This is a genomic window from Rhodococcus sp. JCM 9793 (assembly GCF_055380405.1).
On sequence record NZ_AP043721.1, the window covers coordinates 1375815 to 1395765 of the forward strand.

The window sequence follows — 19951 nt, forward strand, 5'->3', positions numbered from 1 at the left end:
GTTCAGGCAAATCATTCGCATGAAAGCTTGACTCTGACCTAATCTAGGCGAATGATATGACCAACCAGTGACTTAGATCACGACAGGCAGGCGAAACCATGGTGCATCGCAGTGTCGATTCCGAGAACCGGATCGAAGACATCGATCGCGGTGGAGTCGGCGAAGCGCTCGCCGCGCTTGTCCAGATGCTCACGACATGACCTTCGGGCGTCCCCGCACGCCCGCCCCCTCACATCAGCGGAGTTGACATGAGCGCATCCCCGAGCGCTTCCAGCAAGCCGAGCAGTCGGTTACTACTGCTCATCGAGGTACCGGCAGTCATCGTGCTGTTCGTGATGATGCTCCACGTGACGGCGAACGCGCTCATGCGAGCGTTCGCGTCGTCGCCCATCCCGAACACACTCGAGATCACCCAGTACATCTATGTTCCGGTCATCGCCCTGCTCGGCTTCATGGCAGCACAGGCCAGGGGAGAGCACATCGTCGCGGACCTCGTGGCGCACTACTTCCCCACGCGGATCAGACGAGCAGTGCTGTTCTTCGGATACATGCTCGGTGTCGTGGTGTTCTTCGGATTTGCATGGTTCGGCCTCGAAGAAGCCCTCCACTCCCGCGACATCGGAAAGACTGCGGGCGTTTCGACCGTCGTGGCGTGGCCCGTGTACTTCCTCGTTCCCATCGCCTTCGGTGTCCTGTGCGTGCAGTTCGCCTTCGCGGGTGTACGTGCACTTCGTGGAGCGGAGGACTCTGTCGACGCGACTGACGCCGAGGTGGCCCGCATCACCGACGAGATCGATGAAGAAGCCGGTGTATCCGCCGCTTCTGCAACCGCGCCGAATTCGGAGAGCAAATGACTACCACTACAACTGCCGAAGCGCGGGACTCGAGCCCCACTCCACCGGTTGTCGGTCCCAGCAAGAAGTTCTCGACCCGATCATGGGTGTTGTTCGGTGTGCTGATGGCGCTGCTACTGTGGTCGACTGCCGCGATCTTCATGCCGCTGACTCCGGTCGCGATCGGCTGTGCGTCGCTGGTGATGATGATTACGCTGCTGTGCCTGCGGGTTCCGGTGGCGTTGACGATGATCGTCCCGTCGTTCGCAGGCCTCTACGCAATGCGTGGCGAACGGACGGTGACAAGTGCGCTCACGTCTCTTCCCTACGACGAGGTGGCGAGCTGGACTCTCAGCGTCGTGCCGATGTTCGTGCTCATGGGCCTGTTGCTGTGGCGCTCCGGTATGACCGATTCGCTCTATACCGCTGCACGTCAGTGGTTGGGCTGGCTTCCCGGCGGACTCGCTGTCGGCACGAACATCGCCGGCTCCGGTCTCGCAGCGGTCAGTGGGTCCACGACCGGAACGACCTACGCTCTCGGCCGCATCGGTATTCCCGAGATGCTCAAGGCCGGATACGACCGACGACTCGCGGTCGGCGCGGTGCTGGTCGCCGGCCTGCCCGGTCAGTTGATCCCGCCGAGCATCCTGCTCGTTCTGTACGCGGGCATCGCCGAGGTCCCCGTCGGTAAGGCGCTGCTCGCCGGTATCGGCCCCGGCATCCTCGTCTCGATCATGTTCACGACCGCGATCATCCTGATCGCCGTGTTCGCCAAGGATGTCGCGGGGACGAAGGAAAGCCGTGCCGAGGCGTCGAACGTCTCATGGGGCACGCGTTTCAAGAGCCTCGTGTCGATCTGGCCGATTCCGGTGCTGGTGATGGTGATCATCGGCGGGATGTTCTCGGGAATCTTCACTGCCACCGAGGCCGGCGCGGTCGCCGCGCTCTGCTCGGTGGGCGTCGTCTTCATCTGGAAGCGCAAGACCGGCGGCGCGAGTCGCGCACTCCTCGACGGTTCGATCGGTACCGTCTCGACGGTCGGTGCAGTCTTCCTCCTGCTCGTCGGTGTCGAAGCGCTCTCCCGCATGATGACGTTGACCGGCATCAGCAACGGATTCGCCGACCTGATCACCGATATGAACCTCGGGCGGGTCGAGTTCCTCCTGCTGATGATGGTGGTCTACCTGATCCTCGGCGCCTTCATGGATCCGCTGCCGATGATGGTGCTCACCGTCCCGATCCTGATCCCGACTCTCGAGAGTCTCGACATTTCGATGCTGTGGTTCGGTGCGTTCGTCGTCTTCATGGGCGAGCTCGCGATCCTCTCGCCGCCGGTCGGTATCCTGGCGATGATCGTCCATTCGATCGTCAAGGATCCGAAGGTGAACTTGGGCAAGGATATTCCGCTCAAGGATGTGTTCGTCGCCGCTGCATGGTTCCTGCCGATGGCGATCGTCGTCGTCCTGATCCTGATCTTCTTCCCGGAGATCTCGACGTTCCTGCCCGATCATTCGAGTGGCGGCTGACCGCTGCCGTAGCCACTTCGCGCCCCTCGCGTCCGCTTTCCTGCGGTGACGTGAGGGGCGCGTTGCGTTGGGAAGCGACGTTGTTAGTAAGCCTTGCGAACTTCTATGAATATCATTACGGTGAATCATGTTACATCCGGATGTCACCGGGATCAGCGTCACAGACGAGCCGCGGTCCGAGAGATCTTGCCCGGGCGCGGACGGACGCCTGGGGCGTCCCTCGTCGAATCGCACGGTAGCGCCGGTTCCGAGAGTCGCGTGGGTTGTCCGGGTCGTGAAATCCGAATTCTCCGATGGAAGGTAGAGCGATATGAGCGGTCCACTCGAAGGTCTGGTAGTCGTCGATGCGAGCTGGGGTATGCCGACGGCAATCGCCACCATGATCCTGGCGGACTACGGTGCCACGGTCATCAAGGTCGAGCGCCCCGGGTCGGGCTCCGGCGACACGAACCTCCGCAAGCTCCTCGATCGAGGGAAGTGGAGTGTCGCACTCGATCTGGAGACATCCGCGGGACGGGCGTCGTTGATCGATCTGCTCGCGAACGCCGACGTGTTCGTAGAATCCTTCGGTGCGGGCCGTGCCGACGAGCTGGGGATCGGTTATCCCACTGTAGGCGCGCAGTATCCGGAGCTGATCTATACGTCGGTCACCGGTTACGGCAATGTCGGGCCTCTCGCCGAACGTCCCGGCTACGAAGCGCTTCTCAACGCGCGCCTCGGTCAGACCGCCGAACAACGCGGTCATCGCGACGGGCCGATCTTCCTCGGTCACCCCACCGTCTCGTACGGCACCGCATTCATGACAGCGATCGGGATCCTCTCGGCTCTGCGTGCGCGTAGACACACCGGCCGCGGGCAGCACGTGGACACGTCGCTGCTGGACGGCATGCTGACGATCTCGTCGATGAGCTGGTGGTGGAACGAGAAGGACATCTCCTACCTGGCGCGTAGCGGCCCGCACGCGGGATTCGGCAAGACGCGCCTGATCACCGATCCGTTCCGGTGCGCCGACGATGAGTGGATCGTGCCCCACACCGGAGGGCCCGGCTCGTACAAGAAGCTCATGGATCTCCTCGGATTCGGTGACATCACACCGTCGATCGACGGTCCGGAGATGAACGTGCCACTCAGCGACGAGGAGTTCGAGGTCGCACGGATTCGCGTTCCGCAGGCATTCGCGACCCGGCCCCGCGACGAATGGCTCGAGCTGCTCCATGCCCATGACATTGCTGCGCTACCCGTTCTCCGGCCGGAGCAGACTCTCGACGATCCGCAGGTTGTCCACGCCGACCTCATCGCCGAACTGCAAGATGACGAATACGGGACTATCCGAGCGCTCGGTCCCGTGATCCGGCTCGCGAAGACGCCTCCCGCGAAGCCATGCCGTGCGCCGAAGATCGACGAACACCGGGATCAGTTGCAGACCGTTCGTAGACAGGACAAGTGGGCGCCTGCGGCAACAGCCGAAGGCGAGCACCTCGGCTCGTCGCTCAGCGGTATCAAGATCGTGGACTTCAGCTCCTTCTTCGCAACGGGCTTCGGCGCGCGTCTTCTGTGTGACCAGGGCGCCGACGTCATCAAGGTCGAACCTCTCGTGGGCGACCAGATGCGTCCGCTCGGAGACCTGTACGAGGCATCACAGCGCGGCAAGCGCAACATTTCCATCGACCTGAGGACACCGGAAGGACAAGAAGTCGCGCGCCGCCTCGTTGCAGAAGCCGACGTGGTGATGGTCAATTACCGTCCCGGGAAGGCAGAGAAGATCGGTCTCGGGTACGAGCAGCTCAAGGAGATCAACCCGAACCTGATCTACGCGTACCTGCCGGGGTTCGGGTCGACGGGCCCCAAATCCACTCTCAAGAGCTTTGCACCCCTGCAGTCGGCGCTCGTCGGGTTGCCGTTCATCGGTGCCGGCGACGGAAACGAGCCGATCAGGCGAGTACTCGGCAACGAGGACCTCTACAACGGATTCCTCGGAGCAACGGCAGTTCTCCTGGCCCTGGTACATCGCGAGGCGACCGGTGAGGGCCAGTACGTTGAAAGCCCGCAGTTGCATTCGAGCCTGTTCGTACGAAGCGAGTTCGCGGTGAGTGGCGGCGGAGTGCCCGTCCGTGGCCACCAGCTCGACGCCGACCAGATGGGCCTGTCGCCGCTGTACCGCTTCTACCGGACCAACGACGGATGGGTGATCATTGCGGTGGTGGGCGGCAAGAAGTTCGAGTCGCTTCTCCGGGCGTTGGATGTACCTGAGCTCCTCGACGACGCGCGGTTTGTGGACCGCGCCACCCGCGACGAGCACGCCGGCGAACTCACCGATGAACTCCAGGCGCGTTTTGCCACACTGACCAGTGCCGAAGCGTTCGCCAGGCTGGACGGCGCCGGCGTGCCGATCGAGATTCCCTCGGATCACCCGCTGATGCCGGAAATTCTGTGGGAGGAGTGGGCGACGGAGTCGGGGCGCGTCGTCGAACACCATCATCCCGAATACGGATGGTGCCGCGAGGTGGCCGTGACAGTGCGCATGTCGGATACGCCCGTGAAGTTCCGCGGACCGAGCGCGAGCCTGGGCGAGCACACCCGCGAGATCCTCGACGAGCTCGGATACGACGAAGACACGATCGACACCATGATGGCCGGAATCTGCCGCACGAAATCAGCGGTCGCAGCAGCGAAGTAGCCGGGATACCCGATCCCTTCCCCCGAGAAAGGTAGCGAATACATGTCCGTAGCAGGACGTCTTGCAGGCAAGACCGCAGTCATCACCGGAGGTGCGTCGGGGCTGGGCAAAGCATCGGCTCTCCGCTTCGCAGAGGAAGGCGCATGGGTCGCCGTCGTCGACCTGAATCGCGCGTCGGCTCAGGAAGTCGTCGACGACATCATCGCGGCCGGGGGCCGGGCATTCGCGATGGCGGTGGATGTCACCTCCACGGAGCAGTGCGAGGACATGGTGGCCCGGACCATGGCCGAATTCGGGCACATCGACATCATGTTCTCCAATGCCGGTATCACGGGTAACGGCGCGGCAGTCGATATCACCGAGGAACACTGGGGCCGCGTGATCGACGTCAATCTCAAGAGCGTGTGGCTCTGTGCCAAAGCGGTTCTCCCACACATGATCGAGCGCGGTAGTGGTTCGATCATCAACCAGGCCAGTATGGCGGCGCTGATCGGCATCGACGGCATCTTCCCGTACACCGCGGCCAAGGGCGGCGTGACGGCGATGACCAAACAGATGGCCGTGACCTACGGGCCCAGCAATATTCGGGTCAACGCGATCTGCCCCGGCACGATCCCCGGGCCGTTCGTGTACAAGTCGCGGGCCGAGCGTGGGGACGCGCCCGACGACGGCAACGAAGACATCAAGAACAACGAGGTCGCTCAGCGTTTTCCGCTGAAGCGACTGGGGAAGCCCGACGATATCGCCAACATGGCCGTCTATCTCGCCAGTGACGAGTCGAACTGGACGACCGGTGGAATCTTCGCGGTCGACGGCGGTCGTAGCGCTGCGTGACCACTCGCCGGTGGCCCCGACCCACAACAGGGTCGGGGCCACCGGCGTCTACAGCAACAGGGCGGGAGCGAAATGACAGGCAGGAGAGAAATGAAGGCAGTAGTGGTGTCCGAAACGATCGGACCCGAGGGAATGGAAGTACGTGACATCCCGGAGCCGGATACCGAGGGCAAGGTGCTCATCGATGTCAGGGCCACGGGCGTCTCGTATCCGGATCTGCTGATCGCCCAGGGGAAGTATCAGTTCAAGCCGGAGCCGCCGTTCGTGCTGGGTGCCGAGGTGGCCGGTGTCGTACTGTCGGCGCCGGACGACTCGTCGTTCGCGGCCGGTGATCGGGTGATGGCGGTGACCACCCTCGGCGGGTACGCCGAGCGCGTCGCGATCGATCCGACGCGCGTGATGCGGCTCCCGGACGAGTTGTCGTTCGAGCAGGGCGCCGCCATGGTCATGAATTACCAGACGATGGAATTCGCGCTGGGTACCCGTGCACGACAGCAGGTGGGCGAGACCGTGCTGGTGCTCGGCGCCGGTGGCGGTATCGGTGCCGCGGCCATCCAGATTGCCAAGATTCGCGGGGCGCGAGTGATTGCGGTGGTGCGCCGCCCCGGTGCCGAGGATCATCTGCGCTCGATCGGAGCGGACGATGTCGTCGCTCTCGGTGACGGTTGGGCGCAGCGCGTCCGAGACTCGGTCGGTGGGGGTGGCGTGGACATCATCGTCGATCCGGTGGGTGGTGACGCGTTCGACGATGCGATCCGTGTGCTCGCACCGGGCGGCCGCCTGCTCGTGCTCGGCTTCGCTGCGGGAAGCATCCCGGCCGTCAAGGTCAACAGGTTGCTGCTGCGCAACGTCGCGGTCGTGGGCGCGGCGTTCGGGGAGTGGATCCGGGGTCGCCCCGGCGATCTGGTGACGCTCAGCGCGGCGCTGCACGAACACGTGCGACAGGGTTTGCGACCTGAAGTGGGGGAGCGGTTCGCCTTCGAGGACACCGCTGCGGCGTTGACGGCGCTGGCTGACGGAAAGGTCCTGGGGAAGGCGGTGGTGATGCAGTAGAAAGTGACCCGCTGAACCACTTGCCCTAATCTATGAACATCATTATAGTGAACTAGGTAACGTTCACCCGGGGATGCAGGCGCACATTCGCCGCCCCGAACCCATCACACGGCGAAGGAGTGGACATGAGTGCAGGGAACACCGAGGGAACTGAAGCTGCGAACGGAAACCGTCTGCGCTGCAACAACTGCGGCTCGGAAGCAATCGTCACCAAGGCTGGCGGCTCGTCGCTGACCTGCTGCGGCGCAGCCCTCGAGGTCACGTTCGGTCGATAACCGACCCCGTCTCGGTTGTCATCACCACACCCCAGGAGTTCACATGAACGAGGTCGGTAAGCGCTACACGTGCGCCACCTGCGAAACCCAGGTCATCTGCGTCAAGAAGGGTGAGGGGCAGTTCACCTGCCACGGGACGCCCATGGAGCTCGTCACGGCGAAGCCTCTGCCCTCGTCCGACTAGCGAACACCGAAGAAACATGGCTGCGTCAGACGCGGCATCGTACGAGAAGAAGGAGCGCGCAATGGCTGGTCCACTCGACGGACTCGTAGTGATCGATGCGAGCTGGGGCATGCCTGCTGCCATCTCGACGATGATGCTGGCCGACTACGGAGCCCGTGTCATCAAGGTCGAGCGCCCCGGCGGAGGTCCGGACTCCACCGCGAACGTTCGCAAGTCGACCGATCGCGGAAAGTGGAGCACCGAAGCGGATCCGAACACCGATGCGGGACGCGCAGCGATCCGCGGTCTCATCGAGAACGCCGACGTGTTCGTCGAGTCGTTCGGTGTCGGCAAGGCAGACGCACTCGGGCTCGGCTACGACGAGCTGCATGCCGAGTTCCCGGAGCTCGTCTACGTATCGGTGACCGGATACGGCAATGTGGGGCCCCACGCGGCGCGTCCTGGCTACGAGGCACTGCTCAACGCCCGCCTCGGACAGATGGCCGAGCAGACCGGGCACCGCGAAGGCCCCATCTTCATGGGCCACCCGACCGTGTCGTACGGCACCGCGTTCATCACCACGATCGGCATCCTGACGGCGTTGCGCGCCAGGAAGATCAACGGCACCGGGCAGAAGCTCGACACCTCTCTGCTCGACGGCATGCTGTCCATCGCGTCGATGAACTGGTGGTGGAACGAGAAGGACATCTCGTACCTCGCCCGCAGCGGCAACCAGAAGGGCTTCGGCAACAAGCGTCTCATCACCGACCCGTTCCAGTGCGCCGACGGCAAGTGGCTCGTCCCGCACACCGGTGGCCCGGGTGCGTACAAGCGCACCATGGACATCCTCGGATTCGGCGACCGGACGCAGACGATCGACGGACCCGAGATGGCCGTGCCGCTCGACGAAGTCGAGCTCGATATCGCCCGAAACCAGGTGCCCGAGGCATTCAAACAGCGCAATCGGGACGAATGGCTCGAACTGCTGCACGCGGCCGACATCGCTGCGCTGCCCCTCAATCATCCCGAGGACATCTTCGAGGACGACCAGGTCCGGTTCGCGGGCGTACCGATCGAGCTGCCCGACGACGAACACGGCACGATCCAGCAGATCGGCCCGGTGATCCGCTTCGAGAAGTCGAAGCCCGCGACACCGGCGCCCGCGCCGAAGGTCGGTGAGCACAACTCCCGCACGGCCGAGATCGCTCGATCCGATGTCTGGGCACCCCTGTCGGACAAGCCTGCTCCGGTGGCGCGGCCGCTGGAGGGTGTGAAGATCCTCGACTTCAGCTCCTACTTCGCAACAGGATTCGGCGCCCGTCTGCTGTCAGATCTCGGTGCCGACGTCACCAAGATCGAGCCGCTCATCGGCGACCAGATGCGTCCCCTCGGCGACCTGTTCGAAGGCGCCAACCGCGGCAAGCGCAACATCGCACTGGACCTGCGGACGCCCGAGGGGCAAGAGATCGCGCATCGGCTCGTGGCCGGCGCCGACGTGGTGATGCACAACTACCGGCCCGGCAAGGCGGAGAAGATCGCGCTCGGCTACGAGACGTTGAAGGCGATCAACCCCGACGTCATCTACGCGTATCTTCCGGGTTTCGGATCGGCAGGACCGAAGTCGAGCCTGAAGTCGTTCGCGCCGATGGTATCCGGCATGGTAGGCCTCAACTTCGAGGGCTCCGGCAAGGGCAATCCGCCGATCCGCCGTGTCATCGGCAACGAAGACCTGTACAACGGATTCCTCGGTGCCGTCACGGTGCTGCTCGCCCTCAACCACCGACTCAACACCGGCGAGACGCAATCGGTCGAGAGTCCGCAGCTGCACTCGAGCCTGTTCGTCGTCAGCGAGCATTCCGCGACACTCGACGGAAAGGCGATCCCCGCACACGAACTCGATGCCGACCAGACCGGGTGGTCGCCGCTCTACCGCCTGTACCGCACGGCCGACGGTTGGATCGCGATCGCTGTGTTCGGTGATGCCGCATTCACCCGTCTCGCCGGCGCGCTCGGCACTCCCGAGCTGGCGACGGATACGCGTTTCGCGACGAGCGCCGACCGGTCGGTCAACGCCGACGCTCTCGCTGAGTCCCTGTCCGTCACGTTCGCCGGTCTGGACAGCGAGACCGCCTTCAAACTCCTCGACAACAACGACGTACCTGCAGAGATCCCGATCGACTACCCGATCATGCCCGAGTTGCTCTGGGAGGAATGGGCTCTCGACTCGAATCGGGTCGTCGAGCACCACCATCCCGAGTACGGCTGGTGCCGCGAGGTCGGGATGGTCATGCACCTGTCCGATACCCCGGGTGCGTTCAAGGGCGGCGCGCCGGTGCTGGGTGAGCACTCTCGGGAGATCCTCACCGAGCTCGGTTACACCCCCGACGAGGTGACCTCACTCATGGCGTCCGTGTGTGCATTGCCCACGGCAGCAGCGAAGGAAGACTGACGATGGACATCACCTATCCGCCGGAAGCCGAGCAGTATCGGGCGTCGCTCCGCGAACTCCTCGAGTCGAACCTGCCGGACGACTGGAAGGGGATCGGCGCTCTTCCCGGGCCGGAGCAGGAAGAGTTTCTCGGATCGTGGCGAAAAGTACTGTCGGACAACGACCTACTCGCTGTATCGCTTCCACGTGAATACGGCGGCGGTGGACTGTCCGATATCGAGCAGGTCGTGCTGAACGAGGAACTGATGCGCCTCGGAGTTCCGGAGGGAACCGAGAACGACACGCTCGGCATCAAGCTCCTGTGCAACACGCTGGCCGTGCTCGGCACCGAAGAGCAGAAGGAATACTTCATCCCGAGGACTCTTGCTGGTGAAATCAGCTGGTGCCAAGGATATTCGGAACCCGAAGCCGGTTCGGACCTGGCCGGCATGCGCACGCGTGCCGTGCTCGACGGCGACGAGTGGGTCATCAACGGTCAGAAGACGTGGACCTCCGCGGGTAGCAGCGCGAACTGGATCTTCGCGATCTGCCGCACCGACCCGACCGCCGCCAAGCACAAGGGCCTGTCGTTCCTGCTGGTTCCGATGGACCAGCCCGGGATCGAGGTGCGACCGATCCTCAACGCCGCAGGGTATGTTGCGTTCAACGAGGTCTTCTTCACCGATGCGCGCACCGCGGCGGCGAACGTGCTCGGCGAGGTCAACGGCGGCTGGCACACGGCCAACACCCTCCTCGGTTTCGAACGCGGAGTGCGCGCGACCACCGATGCGGTGCGATTCGGGCGGGAAGTCGACCGGCTCATCGAACTCGCCCGGGAGCGGGGCCTCACGGCCGACCCACACATCCGCCAGGAACTCACATGGTGCTGGCAGCGCGTGCAGACGATGCGCTTCCGTGGCTACCGCGCGCTGACGAAGCTGCTCGCGGGTGGTCGCCCCGGCACCGACGGCTCGTTCTCCAAAATCTACTGGGCCGAGTTCTTCCAGCGCTACACCGAGATCGGGCTCGAGATCCTCGGACTCGAGGCACTGACTCCGGAGGGGCAGGGCAACAACGGGATTCTGGTCACCCCGCAGCCCGGGACCGAGAACTCCTCGCGCTGCTGGGACGACATCGCGCTCTACGCCCGTGCGGCGACGATCTACGGCGGCAGTTCGCAGATTCAGCGAAACATCATCGGCGAACAGCTGCTGGGTCTCCCCAAGGAACCGAGGCTCGACGGCGGCCCGTTCCAGGACATCGGGCGACGCAAGACCGCCTGATCGAGATCTCCGCCGGTCTACGGCAGAACGGAACAATCGTGTACTTCGAATTCAACGAGGATCAAGAAGAATTCCGCGCGTCATTGCGCAGGCTCCTGTCGGAACGCGCACCGATCACCAGGGTACGCGAGATAGCAGAGACCCGTGGATACGATTCGCGGACCTGGCAATTGCTCGCTTCCGACATGGGGGTCCCCGGCATCCATGTTCCCGAGGAACTGGGTGGCAGCGGCTTCACTTTCCTCGAGACGTGCGTCGTGGTTCAGGAACTCGGGCGCGCGCTGACCCCGGTGCCGGTGATCACCACGATCGGTGCCATGGAGGCGATCCGGGCTCTGGGTTCGGCATCGCAGCAGGCGGATCTGGTTCCCGGTCTGGCCTCGGGCGAGAGAATCGGCACGCTGGCGCTGTCGGGCAACCGCGACCTCGACGTGGACGGTGCAACCGTTCGGGCGTCGGTCGAAGGCGACACGCACGTACTCACCGGCCGGCTCGACTATGTGGTGTTCGGCCACATCGCCGACCTGTTGGTGGTGCCGGCAGTGGCTCCGTCCGGTGACTCGGTCGCGCTGTATGTCGTGGAGGCAACTGCTCCCGAGGTGACGATCGAGTCGCGCGAGAGTCTCGACCTCACGCGCCCGCTGGCGTCCGTCGACCTGTCGGGTGTGTCGGCGCAACTGCTGGGATCCGATCACACGGCGATCGTGCGGGTGGTCGATCTCGTTCGGATCCTGCTCGCCAACGAGGCCATCGGGTCCTCGAAAGCGGTCCTCGACATGGCGGTCGACTACGCGAAGCAGCGGGTGCAGTTCAACCGGCCCATCGGATCATTCCAGGCGATCAAGCACAAGTGCGCCGACATGGCGATCGCGATCGAATCTGCCGAAGCAGCAGTGATGTTCGCGTCGATGACCGCCGCGGATGATTCGAAGGATCTGCGGCTCGCCGCGCTGATGGCAAAAGTGCAAGGCTCCGAGTGCCTCACTCTGTGTGCCTCCCAGAACATTCAGGTCCACGGCGGCATCGGATTCACCTGGGAAGCGGATCCGCACCTGTACTTCCGCCGCGCGAAGGCGATCGAGCCGTTGTTCGGAAACAAGGTGCACCACAACGACATGCTGGCCGATCTGGTCGGCATCTGACGGGAGTTGGAGATGACCGCAACGATGCGTCGCCTCGAGGGCGACATCGCACTGGTGACGGGTGGCGGATCCGGGATCGGTGCAGCCTCGGCGATCCGGCTCGCGCAGGAAGGTGCCGCGCTCGCGGTCGTCGACGTCAACGTCGAGAACGCGGAAGCCACTGCCTCGCAGATTCGCGAGGCGGGGGGCACGGCTGTCGCGTTCGCGGCGGATGTCCGCGACGACAAGGCACTGGACGCAATCGTGGCCGATGTGGTGTCGCAGCTCGGTGAGATCAGCGTGGTGTTCACCGCGGCCGGTGTGAGCGGTGCGCGCCTCGACAGTCACGACGTGACTCGTGAGGACTGGTACGGGGTTCTCGACATCAACCTGTCCGGCACGTTCTTCACCATTCGCAGCGCTCTTCCGTCGCTTCTCCGTCGCGGTGGTGGAGCGGTCGTCACCTGTGGTTCGACGTCGTCGTTCGTCGCCACGCAGGGCGGTCTCGCGCCGTATCGCGCGTCGAAGGGCGGGGTGAAGATGCTGACCCAGACGCTTGCCGTCGAGTACGCGCCGCAAGGGATTCGGGTGAACAGTGTCTGCCCCGGGGCCGTCCGCACCAATCTCAGCGCAAATACTGCGGCCATCGTGCCGACGACGGGCACGGTGAAGAATCCTTCGAAGCCGTTGAGCGTCCCTCTCGGGCGCTACGGTGAGGCAGAGGAAATTGCTTCGGTCGTAGCATTTCTCGCGTCATCCGATGCGTCGTACGTGACAGGTCAGGCGATCCTTGTCGATGGTGGCGTCACTGCCGGATGAGGCTCTTGACACACGCCAAATTCAGTCGCATGATTAGCAACATAAGCCGTGAGGGTGATCACTCCGAGTGGAGTATCCGAATAGGTGTCGATATCACCGGATCTTGCGGTCGATCCTGACAGAGGAGTCCGAAGTGATCACATTCTCCCGAGCGCACATCATGCCGCGCGTCGGCGTTCTCGTTGCGGCGAGCGCGTTACTGCTTGCCGGGTGCGCCGAGTCCTCATCCGGCGGCAGTGGCGCAAACGGGGGCGGCGAGGGCGTCGCGTTCGGTGCGACGATGGAGGAATACAAGGCCGCATTCGCAGACGTGGATCCCATTGTCCTGTACACCCAGTCGCCCAGCACGCAGGGCTCGACCGGTGGCGCATTCATCGATGCCTACACATCCGCAGTCGAAGAATGGTCGGACGGCAAGATCACTTTCGACATCGCCTATTCCGACGCGATCGCGAAGTCCACCGAGATCGACAACGCCGTCGTCGACGGCCGGCTCGACATCGGACAGGTCCTCGCTGTGTACGAGCCGCAGGAGTTCCCGGCCACCTCCGCTCTGCTCGACGCCAGCGTGTTGTCGGACCAGAGTGCAGTCACCGGAGTCCTCCAGTCGAATGCCTGGCCCGCGGACGTTGCGCTGAACACCCCCGAGATCGTCGCCGAGTTCGAGGACAAGGGCATGAAGCTGATGCTTCCCGCCTACAACGCAGGCATGAACGCGTTGTTCTGCTCCGAAAATCGCACCGCGCTTCCCGACTATCAGGGCCGCAGTATCTCCGTCGGCAGCACCGCCGGTAACCAGCAGGTCTCCGCACTCGGCTCCACCCCGACTTCGGTTGCCTACACGGAGGCGTACGAGGCGCTGCAGCGCGGCGTGATCGACTGCTCGATGCTCAGCCCCGCCGCGGCACAGATCGGTGGCATTCTCGAGGTCGCACCGCAGACCGTGATCGATCCGGAGGCCGGCCTCGCGGTGCCGAACGGCAACATGGCGATGAACCTCGATGTGTGGGAATCGCTTCCGCTCGTCGCGCAACAGCTCATGTGGGACCGCCTCGATGCCTTCATGACCGGCAGCATTCAGGGCAAGATCTGGCCTGTCACCGTCGAATCCGTCAAGGAGATCCAGCAATACGGTGGAACCATCACACCGTTCGCCGACGACGCACGCGCGGCAGTGCAGGACTCGAACGACAAGATCGTCGATGCGATCGCAGGCAACAGTGGTCTGAACGACGGCCCCGGATTCGTCACCACGGTGCGTGAAAGTGCCGACAAGTGGAGCGGCATCATCGACGAGCTCGGCTACACCAACGAGACCGACTACAACGGATTCGCCTCCTGGTACTCGCCGGACAAGATCGACATCGAGCCATACGTCGAGCGGGTCTACGAGGAGATCTTCCTTCCCTACCGTCCGTCCTGATACTCGCGGCGGCACCGACCACGTTCCGGAGGGGATGCCCCCTGCGCCCTCTCCGGAACGTTTCTCATGAGGGGTACACGATGACCGAACGTCACTCCGGCACAGCAGCTATCGCTCTCGACGGTGCGATCGACATGCATTGCCATTTCGGTCCCGAGCCGCTCGTGGAGATGGCGGCCAAGTCGCCGCACAGTGTCGACCCGATCGAGGCGGCACGCGAGGCCGCCGACCACGGTATGCGGGCGATCGTCCTGAAGGCACACGAATTCCCCTCGACGGTCGCGGCACACCTGGCCAACGTCGCCGTTCCCGAGGTGGAGTCGATCGGTGGAATCTGCCTCGACCATCCGGTCGGAGGCCTGAACCCGCACGCGGTCGAATGCGCGTTGCGCGCGGGAGCGAAGGTCGTCTGGTTACCCACCCTGTCGTCCGAGCAGGATGCGCCGACGAAGGTGAAGGCATTCTTCGGTGAGAAGGAAGAGGGAATCCGGGTCATCGATGCCGACGGTACGATCGTCCCCGAGGTACGCACGATCCTCGACCTGATCACCCAGTACGACGCGGTGCTCGCCACCGGTCATGTCTCGACAGCCGAACACTTCGCCGTGGCACGAGAATACGCGTCGAACGGCCGTGTCCTCGTCACCCATGCAATGCATGCGACGACAGGTCCGCGCTTGACCGAACAGGAGGTCGTCGAGTTGGCAGACCTCGGCGCCAGCATCGAGTTCGCAGCCCACACCTGTATGGGAGAACCGTCGACATTCGCGAATGTCGTGTCGGCACTGAAACGACTCGACCCCGCCAAGGTGGTGCTCGCGACCGACTACGGATGGACGACGAAGATCCCCCACCCGGCGGCCGGCCTGCACTCGTATATCAACGCGTTGTGGGACGAGGGCATCGATGAGGCGGATCTGAAAGTGATGACCTGCGACAATCCGGCGCTGCTGCTCGGCATGAAATAGCCGGACATGAAGTGAATGCAACTACGAATTCGAAGGAACGTCGAATGACCGACACTCAGGGACGGGTGGCCGGGAAGGTCGCCTTCATCACCGGCGCCGCCCGCGGACAGGGCCGATCGCACGCGTTGCGGCTCGCGCAGGAGGGTGCAGACATCTATGCCACCGACGCGTGCGAGGACATCGCGTCGCTGACCTACGGAATGGCGTCGGAGGAAGACCTCGCCGAGACCGCGCGTCTCGTGGAGAAGACGGGTCGTCGGATCATCACCCGGAAGGTGGACGTGCGAGACCAGGCCGGTCTCGACGCGGCCGCAGCCGACTGCGTCGCACAGTTCGGCCGGATCGACATCGTCAGCGCCAACGCGGGTGTCTGCGGCTGCCGCCCCACCGTCGAACTGACCGAAGACGAGTGGCAGGACATGATCGACATCAACCTCACCGGTGTGTGGAAGACGTCCAAGGCCGTCATTCCGCAGATGTTGCGCACCGGCGGTGGCTCCATCGTGCTGACGAGCTCGGTCGTCACCTACAACGGCTCACGTAACGTCGCGCACTACAACGCTTCCAAGCACGGCGTCGTCGGCCTGATGCAGACCCTTGCGGCCGAGTACGGCGGCCAGGGTATCCGGGTCAATGCGGTCCATCCGGGCAACGTCGGCACCGACATGCTGTTCAGCGAATCGACCCTGCGGGTGTTCTGCCCGGACCTCGAGAACCCGACCATCGAGGACCTCCGCGAACGCGCTCGCGGACGCAACATCATGGATATGGCGTGGGTCGAACCCGAGGACATCACCAACGCCGTGCTGTGGTTGGCATCCGAAGAGGCACGGTACGTCACCGGTATCTCGATCCCCGTCGACTGCGGTCTCCGCATCAGCTGAGAGGTATTCCCCAATGACCGAAGGACGCAACGCAGGACGCAGGGTTCTCATCACCGGCGGAGCCGGTGGTATCGGTGCCGCCGCTGCTCGGCGACTCGTGAAGGAGGGCGCCGCAGTCGCTGTGCTCGACCTCGACGGTGAGGCAGCAGGGGCGCTCGCAGCCGAACTCAGTAGTACAGGTGCAACGGCCGTGGCGGTCAGCGCAGACGTGTCCGACCCCGAGTCGGTGGGGCCGGCAATCGACGACGCGGCAGCCCGACTCGGCGGAATCGACGGAATCGTCACATGCGCCGGTATCGCGAAGTCGGCTCTGGTACACGAGATGTCGGTCGAAGATTGGCACGACGTGGTCGGTATCAACCTCACCGGCTCGTTCCTGTCGGTCCGCGCCGCGCTGCATCACATGCTGAAGGAGCGCCGCTCATCGGTCGTGACCATCGGCTCGGTGGCCTCGCTCATCTCCGCGAACACCAACACCTGCAGCTACGACGCGTCGAAATCCGGTGTGCTGGGCCTGACCAGGTCCATCGCGGTCGGATACGCGGATCGTGGTGTCCGGGCCAACGCGCTGTGCCCCGGCGTGGTGGATACTCCGCTTGCGCAGCGGGCGCGGGAAGCCGGTGGCGTCACGAGCACCGCATTGGCGCAGACACCTCTGGGTCGCCGGGCAGATGTCGACGAGATGGCGTCCGTCATCGGCTTCCTCATTTCCGACGAGTCCTCGTACATGACGGGCTCCACCGTCGCAGCCGACGGCGGCCTCACCGCGCAGTAGGTGGATTCCGTGCGATGACGCAGGTATGACACTGTGTCTCACCGAACCGATTCAGCGTTTCACCGAACTGATTCGGCGCAACAGTACTCGAGAACCGAAAGGCTCATTCATGGCTTCGACCGGACGCCTCGCCGGTAAGACGGCACTCATCACCGGTGCAGGATCCGGCCTCGGACGGGCCACCGCACTCCGATTCGCAGCGGAAGACGCTGCCGTCGCAGTGGTCGATCTCGACCTCTCCGCGGCCGCCGGGGTGGTCGACGAAATCCGCGCCTCGGGTGGTCGTGCGCTGGCGGTGACTGCGAATGTCACCTCCGACGCAGATTGCCAGCGCATGATCGCCGAGACCCTCGCGGAGTTCGGCGCACTCGATGTCGTATTCGCCAACGCCGGTGTCAACGGTGCCGGAGACGCCGCTGATACGACGGAAGCCGAGTGGGACAAGGTGATCGGCGTGAATCTCAAGGGTGTGTGGCTGACCTCGAAGTACGCGCTGCCGCACATGATCGAGCGACGTACCGGGTCGATCATCAACCAGGCCAGCATGGGTGGTCTGATCGGCCTGCCCGGAATCTTTCCCTACACTGCAGCCAAGGGCGGCGTCATCGCAATGACCAAGCAGATGGCGGTCACCTACGGGCCCGACAACGTGCGGGTGAACGCGATCTGTCCGGGCACCATCCCCACACCGCTGGTCTACCAGTCGCGTGTCGACCGCGGTGCGGCAGACGCCGACGCCGACCAGACTGCGATCGACGCCGAGGTCGCGAATCGGTTCCCGCTTCGCCGCCTCGGGACCCCTGACGATCTCGCCTCGGTAGCACTGTTCCTGGCGAGCGACGAAGCCGATTGGGTGACCGGCGGCATCTACACCGTCGACGGTGGTCGCAGCGCGTTCTGATCGGTACGTACAGCAGAAGGGCGGACCGGTACTCCGGTCCGCCCTTTCGCTGTACGTGATGTCAGGCCATCAGGACCGTGAACCGCCAGTCGAGTACCGGCGCCGGCTCGGCGTCTCTGCGGTGTGCATGGACGAGCGACCGCAGATTCAACACGCCACCCCCCACGGCGAGGGGTTCTGCGGACTCGACGTGCAGGTCGCTGGTGAGGGTGTCGCCCTCGTGCACCGGACCGGTGTGATCGCACGACTTCCAGCCGAGCACCGTCACCAGATTAGGCAGTGCCCGTGAGGCCTGCGACAGCGCCAGTCCGATCGTGTGCCCGCCGTACACCAGACGACCTGCGGCACCGACTCTTTCGTCGTGATGGGTCGCCGCGATGTTCAGGCTGAGTCGCGCGAGTTCGGGCGCGCTCGACACTACGTCCCCGCTGGACTGCAGGACCGACCCGGCCAGCGACGGGTCGAAGTGCGCGCCAGGAACCGAAGAACGGTATTCGTCGAGGTTCCATCCCTCAGGGGCAGTCCATTGAGGGTCGTCCTGCGGCCCGATCGCCGACAGATCGTCGGTGTGCACCACCCGATTCCGGTCGGGACTCTGACTCAGTGGCAGCATCGCGCACCGGTAGAAGTCGAGGACGGTGTTGCCGTCCTGGTCGACGGTGTTCATCCGCAGCGCAGCGAGGCCGGTGGGCTTGCGGCCGGCTTTGGCCGAGTTCTCCTTCAGGCCGACGACCTCGGTGGTGGTGTAGAGAGTGTCGCCGATGTGCGGGAACCGGCGAAAACGGAGGCCGCGGTAGAACAGGTTGGCCTTGACGTGGTGGGTGGCCAGGGTCGACTGGCCGATGGCGATGTCTGTGACGAAACCGGCATGCGCGACCGGGCCTCCGGTGACGCGAGTGGAGAGGTGCTGGTCGAGGGGAAGGCGCAGTCGGTCGCCGAGGATCGACTGGTGCGCGGCGGCGAGGCCGTCGGTGAGAGTGACGGCGGGCGCGGTATCGAAGATCTGGCCGACGGTCAGCTCGTCGAAGTACGGTCCGCCGACGTATGCGGGGGTGCTGGACATGCTCAGGCTCCGATCTTGGTGAGGGTGCGGCGGGCGGCGACGGCGATGGCCTCGTCGAGCATCTGGCCGTCCAGCTGTGCGGCTCCGGCTCCGCGCGCTTCGGCTTCTTCGAGAGCGGCGAGAACCTTTCGGGCTGCCTCCACCTGTTCGTCGGTGGGCGTGAATGCCGCTGTGGCGGATTCGATCTGGGAGGGGTGGATGACCCACTTGCCGTCGAATCCGAGATCGGACACCCACTGCGCGGAGTGACGGAAGGCGTCGTCGTCGGCGATGCCGAGGAAAGGGCCGTCGATCGCCTGCAGGCCTGCGGCACGCGCGGCGTGTAGCACGCGATCCTGGACGTACAGCCAGTGTTCGGGCAGTGCGGTGCGCGCGCGTCCCAGTGCGGCGCCGAGATCGGCGTAGCCGATGATGACGCCGGCGGCGCGGGGGCCCGCGACGATCTCGTCGATGTTCTGGACACCGGCCGGGGTCTCGATGAGGGCCTGGATCCCGACACCGGAGTTCTCACCGAGGATGCGGTGGGCCTCGGTGAGATCGTCGGCGCTCTCGACCTTCGGGAACACGATCGACGCGAGTGCGGTGCCGAGCTCCGCGCACGCGCGCAGGTCGTCCTCGAACCACTCGGTGCCGCGTCCGTTGATGCGCACCGACACGGTGCGGTCGGCGCCGTGCTCATGGATCAGGGGAGCGATGAGGTCGCGCGCGGCGGGCTTCCGGTCGGGCGTGACCGCGTCCTCGAGGTCGAGGACGACCTCGTCGGCGGCGGAGGCGAGTGCCTTGCTTGCCTTACGTTCGTCGGAGCCGGGGGCGACGAGCACCGCTCGCCGGCGAAGGTGTTGCTCGGAAGTCACGGGGAACCTCATGGAGTTCGACAGTGGGGGGAACGTCGTCAAATGTACGGCCATTGTGGCGCGATGCGCCA

At 64.4% G+C, this 19951-nt stretch carries 18 protein-coding genes; 16 read left to right on the forward strand and 2 right to left on the reverse strand.

Annotation, left to right across the window (positions count from 1 at the left end; all coding sequences use genetic code 11):
* Window positions 1–248: 248 nt before the first annotated feature.
* The 16 genes from ACZ46K_RS08665 (at window position 249) to ACZ46K_RS08740 (ending at window position 17963) form a co-directional block, all read left to right on the forward strand.
* Window positions 249–854, forward strand: coding sequence for a TRAP transporter small permease subunit (locus ACZ46K_RS08665; protein WP_054805419.1), 606 nt, complete (start codon window positions 249–251; stop codon window positions 852–854).
* Window positions 851–2359, forward strand: a complete 1509-nt coding sequence (locus tag ACZ46K_RS08670; RefSeq protein WP_464747669.1) for a TRAP transporter large permease — start codon at window positions 851–853, stop codon at window positions 2357–2359. Before ACZ46K_RS08665 ends, ACZ46K_RS08670 begins: the two co-directional genes overlap by 4 nt.
* 310 nt (window positions 2360–2669) lie before the next feature.
* Window positions 2670–5036 carry a CaiB/BaiF CoA transferase family protein gene (locus tag ACZ46K_RS08675; protein WP_054809522.1) on the forward strand — a complete coding sequence of 789 codons (2367 nt, stop codon included), beginning with the start codon at window positions 2670–2672 and terminating at the stop codon, window positions 5034–5036.
* 42 nt (window positions 5037–5078) lie between these two features.
* Window positions 5079–5870, forward strand: a complete 792-nt coding sequence (locus tag ACZ46K_RS08680) for an SDR family NAD(P)-dependent oxidoreductase (protein WP_054805423.1) — start codon at window positions 5079–5081, stop codon at window positions 5868–5870.
* Between the two features lie 90 nt (window positions 5871–5960).
* A complete protein-coding gene (locus ACZ46K_RS08685; protein ID WP_054805424.1) occupies window positions 5961–6923 on the forward strand; it encodes an NADPH:quinone oxidoreductase family protein in 963 nt (320 codons plus the stop codon).
* A gap of 125 nt (window positions 6924–7048) precedes the next feature.
* Complete coding sequence (locus ACZ46K_RS08690) at window positions 7049–7198, forward strand: hypothetical protein (RefSeq protein ID WP_464747673.1); 150 nt, start codon at window positions 7049–7051, stop codon at window positions 7196–7198.
* Between the two features lie 43 nt (window positions 7199–7241).
* A complete protein-coding gene (locus tag ACZ46K_RS08695; RefSeq protein ID WP_378488382.1) occupies window positions 7242–7382 on the forward strand; it encodes a hypothetical protein in 141 nt (46 codons plus the stop codon).
* Window positions 7383–7443: 61 nt separating this feature from the next.
* On the forward strand, window positions 7444–9810 hold the full coding sequence (locus ACZ46K_RS08700) for a CaiB/BaiF CoA transferase family protein (protein ID WP_464747675.1): 2367 nt from the start codon (window positions 7444–7446) through the stop codon (window positions 9808–9810).
* 2 nt (window positions 9811–9812) lie between these two features.
* Entirely contained in the window at window positions 9813–11072 is a 1260-nt protein-coding gene (locus tag ACZ46K_RS08705; protein ID WP_054805425.1) for an acyl-CoA dehydrogenase family protein, read from the forward strand.
* A gap of 38 nt (window positions 11073–11110) precedes the next feature.
* Complete coding sequence (locus tag ACZ46K_RS08710) at window positions 11111–12214, forward strand: acyl-CoA dehydrogenase family protein (protein WP_054805426.1); 1104 nt, start codon at window positions 11111–11113, stop codon at window positions 12212–12214.
* Between the two features lie 12 nt (window positions 12215–12226).
* A complete protein-coding gene (locus ACZ46K_RS08715; RefSeq protein WP_054805427.1) occupies window positions 12227–13012 on the forward strand; it encodes an SDR family NAD(P)-dependent oxidoreductase in 786 nt (261 codons plus the stop codon).
* A gap of 133 nt (window positions 13013–13145) precedes the next feature.
* Entirely contained in the window at window positions 13146–14435 is a 1290-nt protein-coding gene (locus tag ACZ46K_RS08720; protein ID WP_464747677.1) for a type 2 periplasmic-binding domain-containing protein, read from the forward strand.
* Between the two features lie 80 nt (window positions 14436–14515).
* Window positions 14516–15403, forward strand: coding sequence for a DUF6282 family protein (locus ACZ46K_RS08725; protein ID WP_054805430.1), 888 nt, complete (start codon window positions 14516–14518; stop codon window positions 15401–15403).
* A gap of 44 nt (window positions 15404–15447) precedes the next feature.
* Entirely contained in the window at window positions 15448–16287 is an 840-nt protein-coding gene (locus ACZ46K_RS08730; protein ID WP_464747680.1) for a mycofactocin-coupled SDR family oxidoreductase, read from the forward strand.
* A gap of 13 nt (window positions 16288–16300) precedes the next feature.
* Window positions 16301–17062, forward strand: a complete 762-nt coding sequence (locus ACZ46K_RS08735; RefSeq protein WP_054805432.1) for an SDR family NAD(P)-dependent oxidoreductase — start codon at window positions 16301–16303, stop codon at window positions 17060–17062.
* A 109-nt stretch (window positions 17063–17171) separates the two neighbouring features.
* Complete coding sequence (locus ACZ46K_RS08740) at window positions 17172–17963, forward strand: SDR family NAD(P)-dependent oxidoreductase (RefSeq protein WP_464747684.1); 792 nt, start codon at window positions 17172–17174, stop codon at window positions 17961–17963.
* A 61-nt stretch (window positions 17964–18024) separates the two neighbouring features.
* On the opposite strand, the gene ACZ46K_RS08745 is transcribed toward ACZ46K_RS08740, so the two are convergent.
* Both ACZ46K_RS08745 and ACZ46K_RS08750 read right to left on the reverse strand, forming a co-directional pair.
* Window positions 18025–19026 carry a MaoC family dehydratase gene (locus tag ACZ46K_RS08745; RefSeq protein WP_054805431.1) on the reverse strand — a complete coding sequence of 334 codons (1002 nt, stop codon included), beginning with the start codon at window positions 19024–19026 and terminating at the stop codon, window positions 18025–18027.
* A gap of 2 nt (window positions 19027–19028) precedes the next feature.
* Complete coding sequence (locus tag ACZ46K_RS08750; RefSeq protein WP_464747686.1) at window positions 19029–19892, reverse strand: HpcH/HpaI aldolase/citrate lyase family protein; 864 nt, start codon at window positions 19890–19892, stop codon at window positions 19029–19031.
* Between the last annotated feature and the right edge of the window lie 59 nt (window positions 19893–19951).

What these genes read in the sequence shown, in the direction of transcription:
- ACZ46K_RS08665 (WP_054805419.1), top strand. Translation starts at nt 249, where the DNA reads ATGAGCGCATCCCCGAGCGCTTCCAGCAAGCCGAGCAGTCGGTTACTA.
- ACZ46K_RS08670 (WP_464747669.1), top strand. Translation starts at nt 851, where the DNA reads ATGACTACCACTACAACTGCCGAAGCGCGGGACTCGAGCCCCACTCCA.
- ACZ46K_RS08675 (WP_054809522.1), top strand. Translation starts at nt 2,670, where the DNA reads ATGAGCGGTCCACTCGAAGGTCTGGTAGTCGTCGATGCGAGCTGGGGT.
- ACZ46K_RS08680 (WP_054805423.1), top strand. Translation starts at nt 5,079, where the DNA reads ATGTCCGTAGCAGGACGTCTTGCAGGCAAGACCGCAGTCATCACCGGA.
- ACZ46K_RS08685 (WP_054805424.1), top strand. Translation starts at nt 5,961, where the DNA reads ATGAAGGCAGTAGTGGTGTCCGAAACGATCGGACCCGAGGGAATGGAA.
- ACZ46K_RS08690 (WP_464747673.1), top strand. Translation starts at nt 7,049, where the DNA reads ATGAGTGCAGGGAACACCGAGGGAACTGAAGCTGCGAACGGAAACCGT.
- ACZ46K_RS08695 (WP_378488382.1), top strand. Translation starts at nt 7,242, where the DNA reads ATGAACGAGGTCGGTAAGCGCTACACGTGCGCCACCTGCGAAACCCAG.
- ACZ46K_RS08700 (WP_464747675.1), top strand. Translation starts at nt 7,444, where the DNA reads ATGGCTGGTCCACTCGACGGACTCGTAGTGATCGATGCGAGCTGGGGC.
- ACZ46K_RS08705 (WP_054805425.1), top strand. Translation starts at nt 9,813, where the DNA reads ATGGACATCACCTATCCGCCGGAAGCCGAGCAGTATCGGGCGTCGCTC.
- ACZ46K_RS08715 (WP_054805427.1), top strand. Translation starts at nt 12,227, where the DNA reads ATGACCGCAACGATGCGTCGCCTCGAGGGCGACATCGCACTGGTGACG.
- ACZ46K_RS08725 (WP_054805430.1), top strand. Translation starts at nt 14,516, where the DNA reads ATGACCGAACGTCACTCCGGCACAGCAGCTATCGCTCTCGACGGTGCG.
- ACZ46K_RS08730 (WP_464747680.1), top strand. Translation starts at nt 15,448, where the DNA reads ATGACCGACACTCAGGGACGGGTGGCCGGGAAGGTCGCCTTCATCACC.
- ACZ46K_RS08735 (WP_054805432.1), top strand. Translation starts at nt 16,301, where the DNA reads ATGACCGAAGGACGCAACGCAGGACGCAGGGTTCTCATCACCGGCGGA.
- ACZ46K_RS08740 (WP_464747684.1), top strand. Translation starts at nt 17,172, where the DNA reads ATGGCTTCGACCGGACGCCTCGCCGGTAAGACGGCACTCATCACCGGT.
- ACZ46K_RS08745 (WP_054805431.1), bottom strand. Translation starts at nt 19,026, where the DNA reads ATGTCCAGCACCCCCGCATACGTCGGCGGACCGTACTTCGACGAGCTG.
- ACZ46K_RS08750 (WP_464747686.1), bottom strand. Translation starts at nt 19,892, where the DNA reads ATGAGGTTCCCCGTGACTTCCGAGCAACACCTTCGCCGGCGAGCGGTG.